Origin of the sequence: Mesorhizobium sp. ZC-5 (genome assembly GCF_025753855.1) — a bacterium.
Taxonomy (GTDB): Bacteria; Pseudomonadota; Alphaproteobacteria; order Rhizobiales; family Rhizobiaceae; genus Neomesorhizobium.
Map to the genome: position 1 here is coordinate 18,050 of NZ_JAOWPT010000013.1, position 17,530 is coordinate 35,579.

The 17,530-nt window shown below is 62.2% G+C and carries 14 protein-coding genes; 9 read left to right on the forward strand and 5 right to left on the reverse strand.

What is annotated here, in order from left to right:
* Position 1 precedes the first annotated feature (1 nt).
* Together OHD58_RS25045 and OHD58_RS25050 are read right to left on the reverse strand one after the other, a co-directional pair.
* Positions 2-1,591, reverse strand: coding sequence for a trimethylamine methyltransferase family protein (locus OHD58_RS25045; RefSeq protein WP_263806381.1), 1,590 nt, complete (start codon positions 1,589-1,591; stop codon positions 2-4).
* Between the two features lie 187 nt (positions 1,592-1,778).
* On the reverse strand, positions 1,779-3,272 hold the full coding sequence (locus OHD58_RS25050; RefSeq protein ID WP_263806382.1) for a PLP-dependent aminotransferase family protein: 1,494 nt from the start codon (positions 3,270-3,272) through the stop codon (positions 1,779-1,781).
* 231 nt (positions 3,273-3,503) lie between these two features.
* Here OHD58_RS25050 and pgi point away from each other — a divergent pair, with 231 nt between their 5' ends.
* A complete protein-coding gene (gene pgi / locus OHD58_RS25055) occupies positions 3,504-5,147 on the forward strand; it encodes a glucose-6-phosphate isomerase (protein WP_263806383.1) in 1,644 nt (547 codons plus the stop codon).
* A gap of 4 nt (positions 5,148-5,151) precedes the next feature.
* Positions 5,152-5,859, forward strand: coding sequence for an HAD family hydrolase (locus OHD58_RS25060; protein ID WP_263806384.1), 708 nt, complete (start codon positions 5,152-5,154; stop codon positions 5,857-5,859).
* A gap of 45 nt (positions 5,860-5,904) precedes the next feature.
* Here the strand turns inward: OHD58_RS25060 and OHD58_RS25065 are convergent, their stop codons facing one another.
* A complete protein-coding gene (locus tag OHD58_RS25065; protein WP_263806385.1) occupies positions 5,905-7,122 on the reverse strand; it encodes an MFS transporter in 1,218 nt (405 codons plus the stop codon).
* 71 nt (positions 7,123-7,193) lie between these two features.
* On the opposite strand from OHD58_RS25065, the gene OHD58_RS25070 reads away from it, so the two are divergent.
* Complete coding sequence (locus OHD58_RS25070; protein ID WP_263806388.1) at positions 7,194-8,201, forward strand: AraC family transcriptional regulator; 1,008 nt, start codon at positions 7,194-7,196, stop codon at positions 8,199-8,201.
* Positions 8,202-8,403: 202 nt separating this feature from the next.
* Positions 8,404-8,967, forward strand: a complete 564-nt coding sequence (locus tag OHD58_RS25075) for a hypothetical protein (protein WP_263806390.1) — start codon at positions 8,404-8,406, stop codon at positions 8,965-8,967.
* A 51-nt stretch (positions 8,968-9,018) separates the two neighbouring features.
* On the opposite strand, the gene OHD58_RS25080 is transcribed toward OHD58_RS25075, so the two are convergent.
* Together OHD58_RS25080 and OHD58_RS25085 are read right to left on the reverse strand one after the other, a co-directional pair.
* Positions 9,019-11,097 (reverse strand): long-chain fatty acid--CoA ligase, encoded by a 2,079-nt coding sequence (locus OHD58_RS25080; protein ID WP_263806391.1) that lies wholly within the window; start codon positions 11,095-11,097, stop codon positions 9,019-9,021.
* A 194-nt stretch (positions 11,098-11,291) separates the two neighbouring features.
* A complete protein-coding gene (locus OHD58_RS25085; RefSeq protein WP_263806393.1) occupies positions 11,292-11,843 on the reverse strand; it encodes a DUF924 family protein in 552 nt (183 codons plus the stop codon).
* 281 nt (positions 11,844-12,124) lie between these two features.
* On the opposite strand from OHD58_RS25085, the gene OHD58_RS25090 reads away from it, so the two are divergent.
* From OHD58_RS25090 to OHD58_RS25110, 5 genes are all read left to right on the forward strand, one after another.
* The gene (locus OHD58_RS25090) at positions 12,125-13,720 is read left to right on the forward strand and encodes an ABC transporter substrate-binding protein (RefSeq protein WP_263806394.1); all 1,596 of its coding nucleotides are present in this window, start codon (positions 12,125-12,127) and stop codon (positions 13,718-13,720) included.
* A gap of 107 nt (positions 13,721-13,827) precedes the next feature.
* Positions 13,828-14,832 carry an ABC transporter permease subunit gene (locus tag OHD58_RS25095; protein WP_263806395.1) on the forward strand — a complete coding sequence of 335 codons (1,005 nt, stop codon included), beginning with the start codon at positions 13,828-13,830 and terminating at the stop codon, positions 14,830-14,832.
* 9 nt (positions 14,833-14,841) lie between these two features.
* Positions 14,842-15,765, forward strand: coding sequence for an ABC transporter permease subunit (locus tag OHD58_RS25100; protein ID WP_263806397.1), 924 nt, complete (start codon positions 14,842-14,844; stop codon positions 15,763-15,765).
* Between the two features lie 2 nt (positions 15,766-15,767).
* Positions 15,768-16,622: an ABC transporter ATP-binding protein gene (locus OHD58_RS25105; protein WP_263806398.1), complete on the forward strand. Its 855-nt coding sequence runs from the start codon at positions 15,768-15,770 to the stop codon at positions 16,620-16,622.
* Complete coding sequence (locus OHD58_RS25110) at positions 16,619-17,449, forward strand: ABC transporter ATP-binding protein (RefSeq protein ID WP_263806399.1); 831 nt, start codon at positions 16,619-16,621, stop codon at positions 17,447-17,449. Before OHD58_RS25105 ends, OHD58_RS25110 begins: the two co-directional genes overlap by 4 nt.
* The last annotated feature ends 81 nt before the right edge of the window (positions 17,450-17,530 follow it).

Below are 17,530 nucleotides of genomic sequence, written 5' to 3' on the forward strand. Positions count from 1 at the left end.
TTCAGCCGCCCATGCCGCTGCGCGGCAACTGGATGAGGTCGCCGAAACGCATGCGCAACTGGTCGTCGAGGTGCCTGGGTACATGGTGCGGAAAGCGCGACGCCAGGACCCTCTTCTTTTCCTCGATCGCCTTCCCCAAAAGATCGGGCTTGCCTTTCTCACCCCACTCCTTGGGGCTGAAACGGTCGGCGACGGCGGGATAGAAATACTCCGTCTGCATCAGCCGCAGCGTTTGTTCGTTGCCGAGGTAATGCCCAGGGCCGTTCAGGCAGACTTCGGCGATGGTGTCGATCGACAGTGCTTCGTCCGTGACCTCTATGCCCCGCACGCAGCGCAGGCACTGACCGAGCATGTCGTTGTCGATGATCAGGCTTTCGAGGCAGAAACCGAGCAGCGAGGCATGCATGCCGGCCGATTCATAAACGAGATTCAGGCCGGACAGTCCGGCCATCACATTGGTGATGCCTTTTTCGTAGCCCGATTGGATGTCCGGCAGCTTGGAATCCGCCATGCCGGCGGCCGAACCGCCCGGCAGGTCATAGAATTGCGCCATCTGCGCGCAGGCCGACGTCAGCAACGCCTGCTCTGCCGAGCCGCCCGACATCGCCCCGGTCCTAAGGTCCGAAACGAACGGCCAGGTGCCGAATATCGCCGGATGGCCGGGCTTCAGCGCGTTGACATAGACGAGGCCGGCGAGCACTTCGGCCACCGCCTGGACGACAGCCCCGGCAATCGCAGCCGGAGCCGTCGCGCCGGCCTGGCCGGCCGAAAGCAGGAGGATCGGGATGCCGCCTTCCACGCAGGCCTCGAGCACGCCGCAGGCGTCCTCGGCGAATTTCATCGGCGGCACGACGAAGCAGTTGGAGTTCGACACGAACGGCCGGGCACGGAAATTCTCCTCGCCGCCAGCGATCGTGTAAAGCAGTTCCAGCGCCGGGGCGACATTCTCGCGTACCGTGAACGAGGTGCCGACATGTTTCGTCGTTCCCATCACGCAGGCATAGAGCGTGTTGAAATCCATATCGAGCGGATCGGGAATGTCGCGTGGCACCATCGGCCGCTGGAAGAAGTGGATGTTGTCCAGTCCTTCGACGAGCCGCGCCGCGTCATAGATATCCTGCAGCAGGGATTCGCGGTATTCGCGCTTCTCCACGTCGACGACATGCACGGCGGCGCCCGCCGTGCCGTAATGCACGCGTTTGCCCTGCACCTGCATGTCGTGTTTGGGATCCTGGCCGTGCAGCGTGAAGTGTCGCGCCGCGTTCCTGACCGTCGCCATGACGAGCTCGCGCGGGAAGCGGATGCGGCCGTCGTCACCGTAACGCGCCCCGACCCGGGTCAGCGCCTCGATGCAACTCGGAATTGCGTTGGCGAAACCGACCGTCTCAAGGAGTGTGAGAACCGCTTCATGGATACGCTCGAGATCATTCTGGCCCAATGCCTTGTACCTGCCGCCCTCAAGACCGGCACGTACAGGGCGGATGTCGTCGGCCAGGGGCGCCGCGCGCATGGCGCGCCGCGCTTCCCTGCCGCCCGAGCGCCGCGAACGGCTATCGCTGGTTGATTCCGGCTGCTCGACAACCACGGACATGCATTTAGCTCCGCTTTTTTGAGCAGCCTCGCGCCGTTTGATCGCGGTCGTCGGTGCTGCTCCATTCCCCATTTCGGGAAACTATGCAGCGGAGTTGGTCCGAGAGGTTTGTGCCACGAAATGCGGTCGAATGTACCAGGTTGGGCCAGCGCGATGCTGGCCGGATGGCAGTTAGTCAGTGGATGATTCAGGCTGCTGCCGGACGCCGCCCCGCCGCAGTCGCCAGTTCGCGGATGCCGGGCTCGATATGCTGGAGCGCAATCGAGGAAATGCCCAGCCGCATGAAGCGCGACGACTTTTCCATCTCGTCGAAGAAGCGGTCGCCGGGCTCGATGATCACGCTGCGCGCCGCGGCCGCCTCGGCCAGCGAGCGCGAGTCCGTGCCGCGCGGGCCTTCGAGCCAGAGAGACGTTCCGCCGGCGGAGTCGGTCGAGCGCCATTCCGGCAGGAAGGCCGAGATCGCGTGGACCAACCGTTTGCGGCGTTCGTCGAATGCGGCCGACATGCGGCGCACCAGCGCCTCGTGGTGGCCGAGCGACAGGAACAGCGCCACCGCGCGCTGGTTGTTTGCCGGCGGGTGGCGCAGCATGAAGCGGCGCAGCGCCCGCAACTCGGCGATCAGGTCGGCGGACGCCACGATGTAGCCGAGCCGCAGGCCCGGAGCCAGGGTCTTGGACATCGAGCCGACATAGATGACACGGCCGGAGCGGTCGAGGCTCTTCAACGCCTGCTGCGGCGCCTCATCGAGAAGTTGGCTGTCGTAGCCGTCCTCGATGATGATCTGGTTGTGGCGGCTGGCGCGCGCCAGCAGGTCCTGCCGGCGCTCGGCGCTCAGCGGCACCATCGTCGGGCAATGGTGGCTGGGCGTCACGAAGACGAAGCCGGAATCCGACGGAATGGAAGCCGTAACAATGCCTTGGCTGTCGACCGGTGTCGGGAAGATATCGGCGCCGGCCAGCCTGAAGATGCTGCGTGCATCCGGGTAGCCTGGGTCTTCCATCGCCACCTTGGAGCCTTTGCCCATCAGCAGCGTCGCCAGCATGTAGAGCGCATTCTGCGCGCCGAGCGTCACGATGATCTCGTCCGGGTTGGCAAAGATGCCGCGACGCGGCAGCAGGCGCGCCTGGATCTGTTCGATCAGCAGCGGGTCGTCGCGGTCGACCATGTCGGCTGCCCAGTTGCGGATTTCGAGCACGGCCAGCGCCATGCGGTTGCACTCGCGCCACTCGGCGGTCGGAAACAGCCCCGGATCGAACTGGCCGTAGACGAACGGGTAGGAGGATTTGATCCAGTTGTCCTGCTTCAGAGGCCGCGGCATTTCGCTGGCGGCGATGCGCCGGCGGGATTTCCAGTCGATCTGGTCCGTGTTGTCGGCGGTCTTCTGTGCCGGCTTCGCCGGCGTCGCCAGAACCTCGGGGTTGACGAAATGCCCGCGCCGTTCGCGCGCAATGAGAAAACCCTGATCGACCAGTTGCTGGAATGCCAGCACGACGGTGCCGCGCGCAACGCCGAGCTTTTCCGCCAGGATGCGGCAGGACGGCAGCGGCATCGACGCGGCGATCTGGCGGTCGAGGATGGCGGCCACGATGGCCTGGCGGATCTGCGCTTGCAGGGTTTGCCCGGACTCGGCGGAAATCCGGAACAGTCCGGACCAGATCGCTGTGTCGTTTCTCTGTGGCATAATGCGTTTCCTAGCTTGCGACGAAGAATCCCGCTGGCCCACAAATTTGTATTCCTGGTCCAAACCGTTGCACCAATGAATTTTTCTAATCGAAAGGATTTATGCCAGTGAACCATTCGCTTGGGCCACTGCATTGCGGAAATTTTCGAATGGTGGGTGATGCCGTCGCTTCAAAGTGCGGCAGGTCTGGTATGGTCGCGCGGATTACGGATTCTGCAAGGAGTTTTGAACGTGGCTGAACACCCCTTGAGCGCTGCGATTTCCGCACTGCGCGACCACCGTGCTTCGTCGACGATGGACATGCGTGCCGCATTCGCCGCTGATCCAAACCGCTTTGCCGAATTCTCCTTGGGGCTCGACGACCTTCTCTTCGACTGGTCGAAATGCGCGGTGACCGGGGAAACGATGAAGCTGCTGGAAAATCTCGCGGAAAAGGCCCATGTCGCCGGGCGCCGAGACGTCATGCTGCGCGGCGACAAGATCAACGCCACCGAACATCGGGCCGTGCTCCACACGGCGCTGCGCAATCCCACCGACAAGGGCGTCGTTGTCGACGGCGTCGATGTGATGCCCGAAGTCCACGCCGTGCTCAACGCGATGGCGGAGTTTGCCGATGCGGTGCGCGATGGCCGCGCTGCCGGTGCCACCGGCGAGAAGATCACCGATATCGTAAACATCGGCATCGGCGGCTCGGACCTCGGTCCGGCCATGGCGACGCTGGCGCTGGCGCCCTATCACGACGGGCCGCGCGCGCACTACGTCTCCAATGTGGACGGCGCCCACATTGCCGACACGCTGAAAGGCCTGAAGCCGGAGACGACACTTTTCATCATAGCCTCCAAGACCTTCACCACCGTCGAGACGATGACCAATGCCGAGACGGCCCGCAAATGGATCGAGGCCGCACTCGGCAAGGCGGCCGTGGCGAAGCATTTCGCGGCGGTGTCGACAGCGCTCGACAAGGTTGCAGGCTTCGGCATCGCGCCGGACCGCGTCTTCGGCTTCTGGGATTGGGTCGGCGGCCGCTACTCCCTGTGGGGAGCCATTGGCCTGCCGATCATGATCGCCGTCGGCCCGGAGGATTTTCGCGGGTTCCTCGCCGGCGCGCATGAAATGGACACGCATTTCGCCTCGACGCCGCTGTTGCAGAACATCCCGGCGGTCATGGGATTGATCGGCTACTGGCACCGGGTCATCTGCAAATACCCGGCGCGCGCAATCATTCCCTATGACCAGCGGCTGTCGCGGTTTCCGGCTTATTTGCAGCAACTCGACATGGAATCGAACGGCAAGCGCGTCACCATCGACGGCACGCCGATTGCGACTCCCACCGGCCCGCTGGTCTGGGGTGAACCGGGCACCAACGGCCAGCACGCATTCTTCCAACTGCTGCACCAGGGCACCGACGTGATCCCGATCGAGTTCCTCGCCGCAGCCGAGGGCCACGAGCCGGAACTGAAGCACCACCACGATCTGCTGCTGGCCAATTGCCTGGCCCAGTCGGAAGCCTTGATGAAAGGGCGGACGCTCGAGGAGGCGCGCCGCCAGATGCTGACCAAAGGTATGAGCGAGGCCGATGTGAACGCGATCGCCCCGCATCGCGTCTTCCCTGGCAACCGTCCGTCGGTCACCATCCTCTACCGCAAGCTCGACCCGAAAACGCTCGGCCGGCTGATCGCGCTCTACGAGCATCGCGTCTTCGTCGAGGCGCAACTGTTCGGCATCAATGCCTTCGACCAGTGGGGCGTCGAACTCGGCAAGGAACTGGCGACCAATCTTTTGCCTGTCGTCGAGGGCAAAGCCGATGCCGCCCAGAGCGATGCCTCCACCGCGGGTTTGGTGCGCCATATCCACCAATTGCGGGCAGGAGAGTAGGCGGGTGCCGGTAATCAAGGGAATCCTGTTCGACAAGGATGGAACGCTGGTCGATTTCCAGGCGACGTGGTTTGCAGTGGGCGACCTCATGGCGTTGCAGGCCGCCGGCGGCGACCGCGACCGCGCCGACCGGCTGATGGAAGCGGCCGGTTATGATTTCGAGCAACATTGCTTCAAGGCGGATTCGGTGTTCGCCGCGGGCACCAATGCCGATATCGTGGCGCTCTGGTATCCCAATGTGCCGGCAGCCGAACGGCAGGCCATGGTTATCGGCTTCGACGCGTTCACGGCAGACCACGGCGCCGCAAAGTCGGTTCCCTTGCCGGGAAGCCGGGAGGCGATCACCAGCCTGCACGGACAAGGCTTCCGCATCGGCCTTGCCACCAACGATTCGACGGGCGGCGCGGAGAAGACCCTGCTCGCGCTCGGCATCGCACAGATGTTCGACGCCGCTTACGGATATGACGCTGTCGCCAATCCGAAGCCGGCGCCGGATTCGATCTATGCGTTCTCCGACCTGACCGGATTGAAGCCGTCCGAGATCGCCATGGTCGGCGACAATCGGCACGACCTCGAAATGGCAAAGGCGGGCGGCGCCTTCGCCATCGGCGTGCTCAGCGGCACGGGAACACGCGAAAGCCTGATGCCGCTGGCCGATGTGGTGCTTAATTCGATCGCTGACCTGCCGGCCTATCTGACGGATCGAACATAAGCCACCCTCGCTGCGATTCTGTCGCTTGCGCAGCGAGGCATGATCCTATGGATTCCGCGGCAATCCCCTGTGGCCGAGCGTGAAGACGAGCGCCGCACCGAGCACCGCCGCCAGTCCGGCATAAGTCACGGCGCCGAGCGGGCCGAAGCCGTCGACAAGCAGCCCGCCGAACACTGCGCCCGCGGTGATTGCGATCTGGAAGGCTGCCACCAGCAAGCCGCCGGCCGCTTCCGCCTGGTCCGGCGCCGCGCGCAGCGTCCAGCTCTGGAATCCGACCGGCAGGAAGCCGAAGAAGAAGCCCCAGACCGCGATTGCCGTGCCGGCCAGAATTCCCGATGAGCCGAACAGGATCATCAGCAAGGCCATGACGGCGATCGCCAGCGCCCCCAGGCTTACCGCGGCCTTGATGCTGCGTTCGGCGACGAAACCGCCGGCAAGGTTGCCGAAGAAGCCACCGACGCCATAGGCGAGCAGCACCAGCGAGATCGCCTCGATCTGCAAGGCGGGGACCTGCTCCAGGAACGGTCGTACATAGGTGAAGCCGGCGAAGTGGCCGGAGATCACCAGTAGCAGGGTGACAAGCCCGATCCTCAGCGAGGGTCGCTTCAGCAACTCGAACAGTGTGCGGAAGCTGGAGGCGCCAACCGGCGGCAGTTTCGGCATGGTCAGCATCTGCACCGTGAGCGCCACCACGCCGACGGCGGCGGAAAGGACGAAAGCCGCGCGCCAGCCCCACAAGTCGCCGATATAGGCGCCGATCGGGGCCGCGCAAACGGTGGCGAGGGAAACGCCCGTCAGCACGATCGACATCGCGCGCGGCACCAGCCGCGCCGGCACGAGCCGCATGGTCAGGGCGCCGGCCATGGACCAGAAGCCGCCCAGCCCGATCCCCAGCAGCACGCGTGCGACGAGAAGCGTGGTGAGCCCGGTGGCCGTGGCGGCCAGAAGGCTCGACAGGACGAGCAGCAGTGTCAGCGTCCACAGCACAAGCCTGCGGTCGATCTTCCTGGTGAAGATCGCGAGCGTCAGTCCGGCGATGGCGCCGACCACTGCGGTTGCGGTCACCGTCTGGCCGGCAGCGCCATCGGTGATGTTGAGATCGCTCGCCATTCGGGTGAGCAGACTGGCAGGCAGGAACTCGGCCGTGACCAGGCCGAACACGCCCAGTGAAAGGGAAACGACGGCCGCCCAGAGCGGCTCTGTTCGCTCGTCTGAATTTGCGGGCGCCTCAAGCTCGGCAATGGCAGCTGTAGTGTCGGACATGCGGATTCTCCAGATGGTCCGGACCAAGATAGGGAGTGACCCTTTGGAGTTTCCATGTTAGAAAAGCCACAATGCTTGACCGTTCGTCCAAACCGCTGATGCTCGCAACCGGCGACCCGCTGACGGAAATGATGCGCGGCCTGAGGCTCGACGGTGTCGACTATGGCCGCTGCGTGATGGCCGAGCCTTGGGGCATCCTATTCCCGGCGCAGCAAGCCGCGCGCTTCCACTTCATCGGTGCCGGCAGGTGCTTCCTGCTGATGCCCTCGCAGGAATGGGTCGAAATGAAGCCCGGCGACGCCGTTCTGGTGCCGCGCGGCGCCGAGCACATTCTGGCAAGCACGCCCGGCGTGCCGGCCACGCCGCTCGAGCGCTTCGAGATCAAGCCGCTCTGCGGCAACAACATCTTCGACATATCCTGCTTTGGCGACGGGCCGACGACGCTGCTTTTCTGTGGCAGCATGCTGTTCAATATCGACAATTTGCACCCTTTGCTGACGCTGATGCCAGACGTGATGCGCGCCCACGAATTGGCGAAAAACGAGCCAAGCGTTCCACATCTGCTGGAGGCGATGATGCGCGAAGTCTCGACCGACCGCGTCGGTTCTGGCGGCATGCTCGCGCGCTTGGCGGACGTGCTCGCGGCGACGATTGTCAGGGCCTGGGTCGAGAGCGGCTGCGGTGATGCCACCGGATGGATCGCGGCGGTCAGGGATCCGCAGATTGGTCGTGTGCTGGCGGCGATCCATCTCGATCCCAGCCGCGATTGGACGGTCGTGGCGCTCGCCAGGGCCATGGGCGCGTCGCGCTCCGGCTTCGCTCAGCGTTTTGCCGAGATCGTCGGCGAAACCCCAGCACGCTATGTCACCCGCGTCCGCATGCACCAGGCACGCCGATGGCTGTCCCGGGATCGACTGATGATCGCGGTTATTGCGAAGCGACTCGGCTACGATTCGGAGGCGTCGTTCAGTCGCGCCTTCAAACGGGTTCTGGGCTTTGCCCCGAGCCATTTTCGGACCAGGTCGGAAAACGAACCGGTCGGCGAGGGATTGCTGCTACGTGCTTCTCTCGGGGATTGACGCATGTTACGGTTGTATTTCTGCAACCAGGAATGTGCGGCAATCGATACCGACGAAAACCGGAACTTCATCCCGATCCAATCATTTTGACAAACACCGACAATGAATGGGGCGCCTGTCGTCCTCGATTGTATTGTCACGAACGGAGTGGCGGCTGTTCGCTTGAAGATTACGCCTTGGGCCGGCGCATGTGGAGGGAAACATGCGGACACTGGCAGTCGTCGCGGTCGTGGTAGCGCCGTTCCATTTCGCCAACGCGCAGGAAAATACGGGGCCGGCCCCGCGGATTCCCAAGGATTACGACGGCACCGTCATTGTCGACCCAGGACCGATCGTGGAGGACATGATCCTTCCAGACCTGTCGATTTCGAAGGTCTATCTGGTCGATGATCGTGCCGACAAGGAGGAACTTCCGCCACCTCGGAAAGACAATGTTTACGGGGCCGATGACAGGATCTGGATCCGCGCGGTTCTCGACAACGCCGGTGTCAGGGGCACGATCGACGGCTTGCGCGAATATGAGATTGTTGCCGATCTTCGGATTTCCGACGAGAGCGGCAAGGTCCTGTTCGAGCAAGCCGATGTTCAGAAATTTTCAGGCAAGGGCAAACTCGAAATCAGTGCGGATACCCGCAAGGTGTACCTCAACATGGGCCTGAAAGCGCCCCTCGATCCGGGCAAGTACACGTTCGACATTGTCTTTCGCGATCTCGCACGCAGCAAGAAGGTGCAAGCTTCGCAGCAACTCAAGATCGTCTACAAATAGACCGGCGCGCAAACGCTTGCCGACCATGCGGTCGGCAAGCCGAAAGTGCCGCTAGCCCCTCAGTTCCCGCCGTAGGATCTTTCCCACCGGGGTCTTCGGCAGTTCGGTACGGAACTCGATGTGCCTCGGGCGTTTGTATCCGGTCAGATTCTGCTTGCAGTAGGCCAGCAGGATTTCCGCCGTGAGCGAGGGATCCTTCTTGACCACGAACAGTTTCGGCACTTCGCCGGAATGCTCGTCCGGCACACCGATCGCGGCGACCTCCAGGACGCCCGGGTGTTGTGCGGCCACTTCTTCCAGCTCATTGGGATAGACGTTGAAGCCGGAGACCAGGATCATGTCCTTCTTGCGGTCGACGATCTTGGTGAAACCCTTCTCGTCCATGACGCCCATGTCGCCGGAGCGGAAGAAGCCGTCGCCGGTCATCACCTTGGCGGTCTCGTCCGGACGGTTCCAGTAGCCGGCCATCACCTGCGGGCCCTTGATGCAGATTTCGCCGACCTCGCCGAGCGGCATCTCGTTGCCATCATCATCACGGATGGAGATTTCGGTCGACGGGATCGGCAGTCCGATCGTTCCGGAAAAGTCGTCGGCGTCGAAGCGGTTAGTGGTGGCGACGGGCGATGTTTCCGAAAGGCCGAAACCTTCCGACATCACGCAGCCGGTTACCTGCTTCCAGCGCTCGGCGACGGGGCGCTGCGCGGCCATGCCGCCGGCGAAGGTGAGAAGCAGCGGCTTGAAGTCGATCTTGCGGAAGTCCTCATTGTTGAGCAACGCGTTGAACAGCGTGTTGAGGCCCGGGAAAACATTCACCGGATATTTCTGCAACTCCTTCACGAAGGCCGGGATGTCGCGCGGATTGGGGATGAGGATGTTGTGCGAGCCGAGATACATGCCCATCAGCGCGTTCACGGTCAGCGCGTAGATGTGATAGAGCGGCAGCGGGCATACATAGACCAGTTCCGCCGGCTTCGGCCGCTTGATGTAGGCAGTTTCGACCCACAGCGCGTTCTGCGCAACGTTGGCGAGCACGTTGCGGTGAAGCAGGGTCGCGCCCTTGGAAACGCCGGTCGTGCCTCCCGTATATTGCAGGAAGGCGATATCGTCCGGCGAGACTTTCACCGGCTTCAAGCTTTTGGTGGACCCTTCCTTCATGGCGGCCGGGAATTTCACATGACCGGGCAATGACCACGCCGGCACCATCTTCTTCACCCGGCGCACGACCAGGTTGACGATCATGCCCTTCAGCGTGCCGAGCATGTCGCCCATGGATGCGACGATCACATGCTTGACCGGCGTCTTCGCCAGCACCGCCTGCAAGGTGACGGCGAAGTTTTCCAGGATGACGATCGCTTCGGCGCCGGAATCCTTGAGCTGGTGCTCGAGTTCACGCGGCGTGTAGAGCGGGTTCACATTGACGACGGTATAGCCGGCCCGCAGCACACCCATCATGGCGACCGGATACTGCAGCACGTTCGGCATCATGATGGCGACGCGCGCGCCTTTCTTCAGCCCCCTGGACTGCAGATAGGCACCGAACTCTGCCGAGTGTCTTTCGACCTCCGCATAGGTCATCGTCTTGTCCATGCAGGTGAACGCCGGGCGTCCCGCATATTGCTTGCACGCGGCCACAAGCAGATCGCCGATCGAGTCCGAGGGCAGGGCTCCGATCGTCTCGGGCATTCCTGGCGGGTAGCTTGCGAGCCAGGGCTTATTTGCGCTGGTGCGGGCAACGGCCTTTGCCGGTGCTTTCGTTTCCGCCTTGGCGATCCTGGCCGCTGGCTTCGCCGCGGCTTTCGGCTTGGCGGGTGCCGCTGCTGGCTTGGCTGCTGCTGCTGTGGGTTTCGCAGTCGCCTTCGGTTTGATAACCGCTTTTGCACTAGTCTTGGCAGCCGTTGCCGGGGTTTTCGATTTTGCGGGTGCTGCTGCCGGCTTGGCAGCCGCGGGCTTCGCAACTGCCTTCGGTTTGGCCGATGCTTTTGCAGCGACCTTGGCAGCGGTTGCGCCGGCTGCTTTTGCCGAGGCTGTCTTCTTGCTCGAGCTTGTCGCGGCCGCTGCTTTCACCGACGGTGCTTTCGCTGCCGGTTTGGCGGTTGTCTTCGCTGCGGGTTTGCCGGTTGCCTTCGCCACTTTTTCCTCCTCGTTGCCCGAATGCAGGCCTGGTTCCTCGTCGGCTGTTCGGAAGTGTCCGGTTCTCGATGCCGGATTGTGATCCCGGGAAATTAGCCGCCCAAGTCCTTATCTATGGACACAATTTAGACGCGCGCAAGCCGTGCCGCTGCGTAACGGCACGGATCGACAATCGGGGCTGGTGTGGAAGCGGTCTATTGGCCGAAACCTTCGTGGTTCGCCAGGAATGCGCGTTCCTCTTCCGTCGTCTCCCGCCCGAGAGCACGGTTGCGGTGAGGGAAGCGACCGAACCGTTCGATGATGTCGCGATGTTCCACCGCGTATTTGACGCTGTCGCCGCCGAGCGCTTCGAACAAAGCCACGCAGCGCTTCTGGTCGGCCAGGTTTTCCGAGTGCATGAAGGGCATGTATAGAAAGTGCTTCCGCTCAACCGGCAGCTGTGTGTCGAACTTGCTTGCCAGCGCATTGGCCGCTACCGCGACGGCCAGCCGATCCGAGGCGAAGGCCTTGGCGGTGCCGCGGAAGATATTGCGCGAAAACTGGTCGAAAACGATCGTTGCAGCGAGCGCGGAGTCCGGCGTCAGGAAAGCCTCGGTGGGAATGGCGACGCTGAAGTCTTTGTGGAGCGCCTCGAAACGCTCGCGAATCGTATCGTCGAGATCCTTTCTGACAGTGAACCAGTCGTCGGCGGTCAGTTCCTCGAACCAGAATCGCAGCACATCCTTCTGCCACTCCCTGCCTGTCATCTGGTCCTCCTCGATGTGGTTGCCGCCAGCATATCCATTGGAGACCGGAAGCCCAACGGGGGATACTCTCGGAATGTGTCGAATGGAAATATTTGCTGACATAAGATAGAAAACGACGGCATTGTCGCGGGTTTATACCCTGGATACGGAATTCGATGGAACATTTTTCTCGTTACCGTGCGGTACGCAAACGAGGAGTTCCAAACCAGGTCAATCTTTGCTTATATGCGCGCTTCTCGAGCCTGCTAGAGGGGCTTCGAAATAACGTCAGGGAGTGCTCAATGAAATTCAAAACAAGTTTCGCGGCCGCGTTGCTGGCCGCCACGATGATGTCTGGCGCGGCCAGCGCCAAGACATTCGTCTATTGCTCCGAAGCATCGCCTGAGGGTTTCGACCCCGGCCTTTACACCGGCGGCAACACGTTCGACGCGGCTGCCCACACCGTCTACAACCGCCTGCTCGAGTTCAAGAAGGGCACCACCGAAACCGAGCCGGGTCTGGCGGAAAGCTACGAAGTTTCCGATGACGGCCTGCAGTACACGTTCAAGCTGCGTCCGGGCGTCAAGTTCCAGACCACCGAGTTCTTCACGCCGACGCGCGAGCTGAATGCCGACGACGTGATCTTCAGCTATGAGCGCATGTGGAAAGCGGACAATCCGTGGAACAAGTATGTCGAGGGTGCGTCCTGGGAATACTTTGCCGGCATGGGCTTCCCGGACCTGCTCGCTTCGATCGAAAAGGTCGACGACATGACCGTGAAGTTCACGTTGAAGCGGAAGGAAGCGCCTTTCCTCGCCAACGTGGCAATGCCTTTCGCTTCGATCCTGTCGAAGGAATATGCCGACAAGCTGCAGGCTGACGGCAAGATGAACCAGATGAACCAGATGCCGCTCGGCACCGGCCCCTTCGCGTTCGTCGCCTACCAGCAGGACGCAGTCATCCGTTACAAGGCGAACCCGGATTATTGGGGCGGCAAGCAGAAGATCGACGATCTCGTTTTCGCGATCACCACCGACGCGTCGGTTCGCTACCAGAAGCTGAAGGCTGGCGAATGCCACCTGATGCCTTACCCGAACGCGGCCGATGTCGAGGCAATGAAGGCGGATCCGAATCTCAAGATCGCCGAGCAGGAAGGCCTGAACGTCGCTTACCTCGCCTTTAACACGACGCAGCCGCCGTTCGACAAGGTGGAAGTCCGCAAGGCGCTCAGCATGGCGATCAACAAGCAGGCGATCGTCGACGGTGTCTTCCAGGGCTTCGCGACGCCGGCCAAGAATCCGATCCCGCCGACCATGTGGTCCTACAACGACGCCGTCGAGGACGACAAATACGATCCGGAAGCGGCGAAGGCTGCCCTTGAGGCTGCCGGCGTGAAGGATCTGTCGATGAAGATCTGGGCCATGCCGGTCGCGCGCCCGTACATGCTCAACGCACGCCGCGCCGCCGAACTGATGCAGTCCGACCTCGACAAGATCGGCGTCAAGGCTGAGATCGTCTCCTACGAATGGGCCGAGTATCTCGACAAGTCGCGTGCCAAGGACCGCGACGGCGCCGTCATCCTCGGCTGGACCGGCGACAATGGCGATCCGGACAACTTCCTCGACACCTTGCTCGGTTGCGATGCCGTCGGCGGCAACAACCGTGCGATGTGGTGCGACAAGGAGTTCGACGATCTGGTCACCAAGGCAAAGGAAGCCAGCGACCAGGCCGAGCGCACGAAGCTTTATGAAGAGGCGCAGGTCGTCTTCAAGAAGCAGGCGCCCTGGGTGACGATCGACCACTCGCTGTCAATCGTTCCGATGCGCAAGAATGTCGAAGGCTTCGTGCAGAGCCCGCTCGGCGACTTCGCCTTCGACGGCGTCGATATCGTAGAGTGATGCTTTAAAGGCAAGAAGTGGGGCGTTCGCCACGGCGGGCGCCCCTTTTTGCTATCCGTGCCCGCCGGCAATATAGTCGGCGCTGGGAACGCGGAACGAGGGTAAAAATGTTTCGATTTCTGTTGGGGCGTATCGCCGTCCTCATTCCGACGTTCATCGGGGTGTCCATCATCGCGTTTTCGTTTATCCGGATGCTGCCGGGCGATCCCGTCGCGCTGCTTTCCGGCGAGCGCGTGATGTCTGCGGAGCGCCACGCCGAAATCTCGCATCAGCTCGGGTTCGACCGGCCGATCGTCATCCAGTATCTCGATTATCTGTGGGGCGTGCTTCGGGGTGATTTCGGCACCTCGATCTCGACCAAGAGTCCGGTGCTCGATCAATTTTTCCAGCTGTTTCCGGCGACGCTCGAATTGTCGCTGTGCGCCATCATCTTCGCGGTCGTGATCGGCATCCCCGCCGGCGTTTTCGCCGCCATCAAACGCGGCTCGTTCTTCGACCAGCTGACCATGGGCACCGCGCTGATCGGCTTTTCGATGCCGATCTTCTGGTGGGGGCTGCTGCTCATCATCCTGTTTTCCGGCGTGTTGCAGTGGACGCCAGTGTCCGGCCGTATCTCGCTGATGTATTTTTTCCCTAACGTCACCGGCTTCATGCTGATCGATTCGCTGATCTCCGGTGAGCCGGGTGCCTTCAAGTCTGCGGTCAGCCACCTGATCCTGCCGACGATCGTGCTCGGAACCATCCCGCTCGCGGTCATCGCGCGGCAGACCCGGTCGGCCATGCTGGAAGTGTTGTCCGAGGACTATGTCCGCACGGCACGTGCCAAGGGTCTGTCCACCTTGCGCGTCGTCGGCGTGCACGCGCTGCGCAACGCCATGATCCCCGTTATCACCACCATCGGCCTGCAGGTCGGCGTGATGTTGGCCGGCGCCATCCTGACCGAGACGATTTTCTCCTGGCCAGGCATCGGCAAGTGGATGGTCGATTCGGTATTTCGGCGGGACTACCCGGTCATCCAGGGAGGGCTGCTCATCATCGCCGGCTTGATCATGCTGGTGAACCTGATCGTCGACCTGCTTTATGGTCTCGTCAACCCACGCATCCGCCACTAGGAGGCGAACATGGCAGGCACATCAGCGCCATCAACCGAATTTACCGGTTCTGTCTCGGTCGACCCCTCCCGCCGGGCCCGTTTTGCAGAGTTCTGGTATTATTTCTCCGAGAATCGCGGCGCCGTCATCGGTTTCTGGTTCTTTGTGTTCCTCGTTCTGGTGGCAATTTTTGCGCCTCTGATCGCTCCGCATGCCCCCAATGCGCAATACAGGGACGCCGTACTCGTCCCACCGTTCTGGCAGGAAGGCGGTCGCGTCTCCTATCTGCTAGGCACGGACCCGGTCGGTCGCGACATCCTCTCTCGCCTCATCTATGGTACGCGATACTCACTGTTCATCGGCGTCATCGTCACCACCATCGCCCTGGTAGGCGGTATCTTTATCGGTGTCATTGCCGGCTATTTCCGTGGCTGGGTCGACATCGTCATCATGCGCTTGATGGACATCATTCTGGCATTCCCTTCGCTGCTTCTGGCACTTGTCCTTGTTGCTGTGCTAGGCCCCGGCCTAACCAACGCGATGATCGCCATCGCGCTCGTCTTCCAGCCGCATTTCGTACGCCTGACACGCGCTGCGGTCATGAGCGAAAAATCCCGTGACTATGTCGTCGGAGCGAAGGTAGCAGGCGCCGGCCATCTGAGGCTGATGTTCAGGACGATCCTCCCCAACTGCATGGCGCCGTTGATCGTTCAGGCGACCCTTTCATTCTCCAACGCCATCCTCGATGCGGCTGCATTGGGTTTCCTGGGCATGGGGGCGCAGCCGCCGACCCCCGAGTGGGGCACGATGCTGGCTGAAGCGCGCGAGTTCATCCTCCGCGCCTGGTGGGTGGTGACGCTGCCCGGTCTGGCGATCCTCATCACCGTGCTGGCGATCAATCTGATGGGCGACGGTTTGCGCGATGCGCTCGATCCCAAGCTGAAGAGGTCGTGAAAATGGCGTTGCTTGAGATCGAAAACCTCGTCGTTGAGTTCCAGACTGCTTCTGGCCCGTTCCGTGCGGTGGACGGGGTTTCGCTGAAGGTGCATGAGCGCGAGGTGCTGGCGATCGTCGGCGAGAGCGGCTCGGGCAAGTCGGTGTCGATGCTTGCGGTGATGGGGCTGTTGCCGTGGACGGCCAAGGTGACGGCCGACACGATGACCTTCAACGGCCGCGACCTCCTGAAGCTGTCGCATTCGGAGCGCCGCAAGATCGTCGGCAAGGACATGGCGATGATCTTCCAGGAGCCGATGGCTAGCCTCAACCCGTGCTTTACCGTCGGCTTCCAGATCGAGGAGGTGTTGCGCATCCACCTCAACATGGACCGCGCGAAGCGGCGCGCCCGCGCCATCGAGCTTCTGCAACTGGTCGGCATTCCCGATCCGCGCGATCGGCTCGGCCACTACCCGCACCAGATGTCGGGCGGCCAGTGCCAGCGCGTCATGATCGCCATTGCGATTGCCTGCAATCCGAAGCTTTTGATCGCCGACGAGCCGACCACCGCGCTCGATGTCACCATCCAGAAGCAGATCCTCGATCTTCTGATGAAACTGCAGGCCGAGCATGGCATGGGGCTGATCATGATCACCCACAATATGGGCGTGGTGGCCGAGACGGCCGACCGTGTCATCGTCCAGTACAAGGGCCGCAAGATGGAGGAGGCTGACGTTCTGTCGCTGTTCGAGAGCCCGAAGAGCAACTACACCAAGGCGCTGTTGTCGGCGCTGCCGGAGAATGCCGTCGGCGACCGGCTGCCGACCATTGCCGGCTTCATGGCCGACGAGGCCGCCGCCGCGGGAGTTGCGTCATGAACCCGGTGGTGCTCGAAGCCAAAAACATCGTCCGCGACTACCATCTGTCTGGCGGGCTGTTCAACAAGGCCAGGACGGTGCACGCGGTGAAGGGTGTCTCCTTCTCGGTGGAGAAGGGCAAGACGCTGGCGATCGTCGGCGAGAGCGGTTGCGGTAAGTCCACGCTTGCCCGCATCATCACGCTGATCGACCCGGCGACCTCCGGCGACCTCTTGATCGACGGCAACAAGATCGACATCGGCAAGACCGCACTGACGCCGGAGATGCGGCGCAAGGTGCAGATCGTCTTCCAGAACCCCTACGGCTCGCTCAATCCGCGTCAGAAGATCGGCGATGTGCTCGGTGAGCCGTTGTTGATCAACACCGGCGTGCCCGCCGACGAGCGGCGCGAGCGTGCCATGCAGATGTTGCTGAAGGTCGGGCTGGAGGAAAAACACTACAACCGCTACCCGCACATGTTCTCGGGCGGCCAACGCCAGCGCATCGCGATAGCCCGCGCGCTGATGCTGAACCCTAGCCTGCTGGTACTCGACGAGCCGGTGTCGGCACTCGATCTTTCGGTCCAGGCCCAGGTGCTCAATCTTCTGGCCGATCTGCAGGACGAGTTCCAGCTGACCTACGTCTTTATCAGTCACGACCTCTCGGTGGTGCGTTACATCGCCGACGAGGTGATGGTGATGTATTACGGCGAGGCGGTCGAATACGGCCCGCGCGACACGGTCTTCTCCGACCCGCAGCACAGCTACACAAAGACGCTGTTCGCAGCCACGCCCCGCGCCGACGTTGCAAGCATCAAGGCCAGGCTCGAAAAGAAAAAAGCCGCCTGACAAACGGACGAGACGCCGCGCCGCCATGCCGGTTGAACGCTCGGCGGTTGCTTTCGCGCGTGTGTCCGATAATCATTGCGA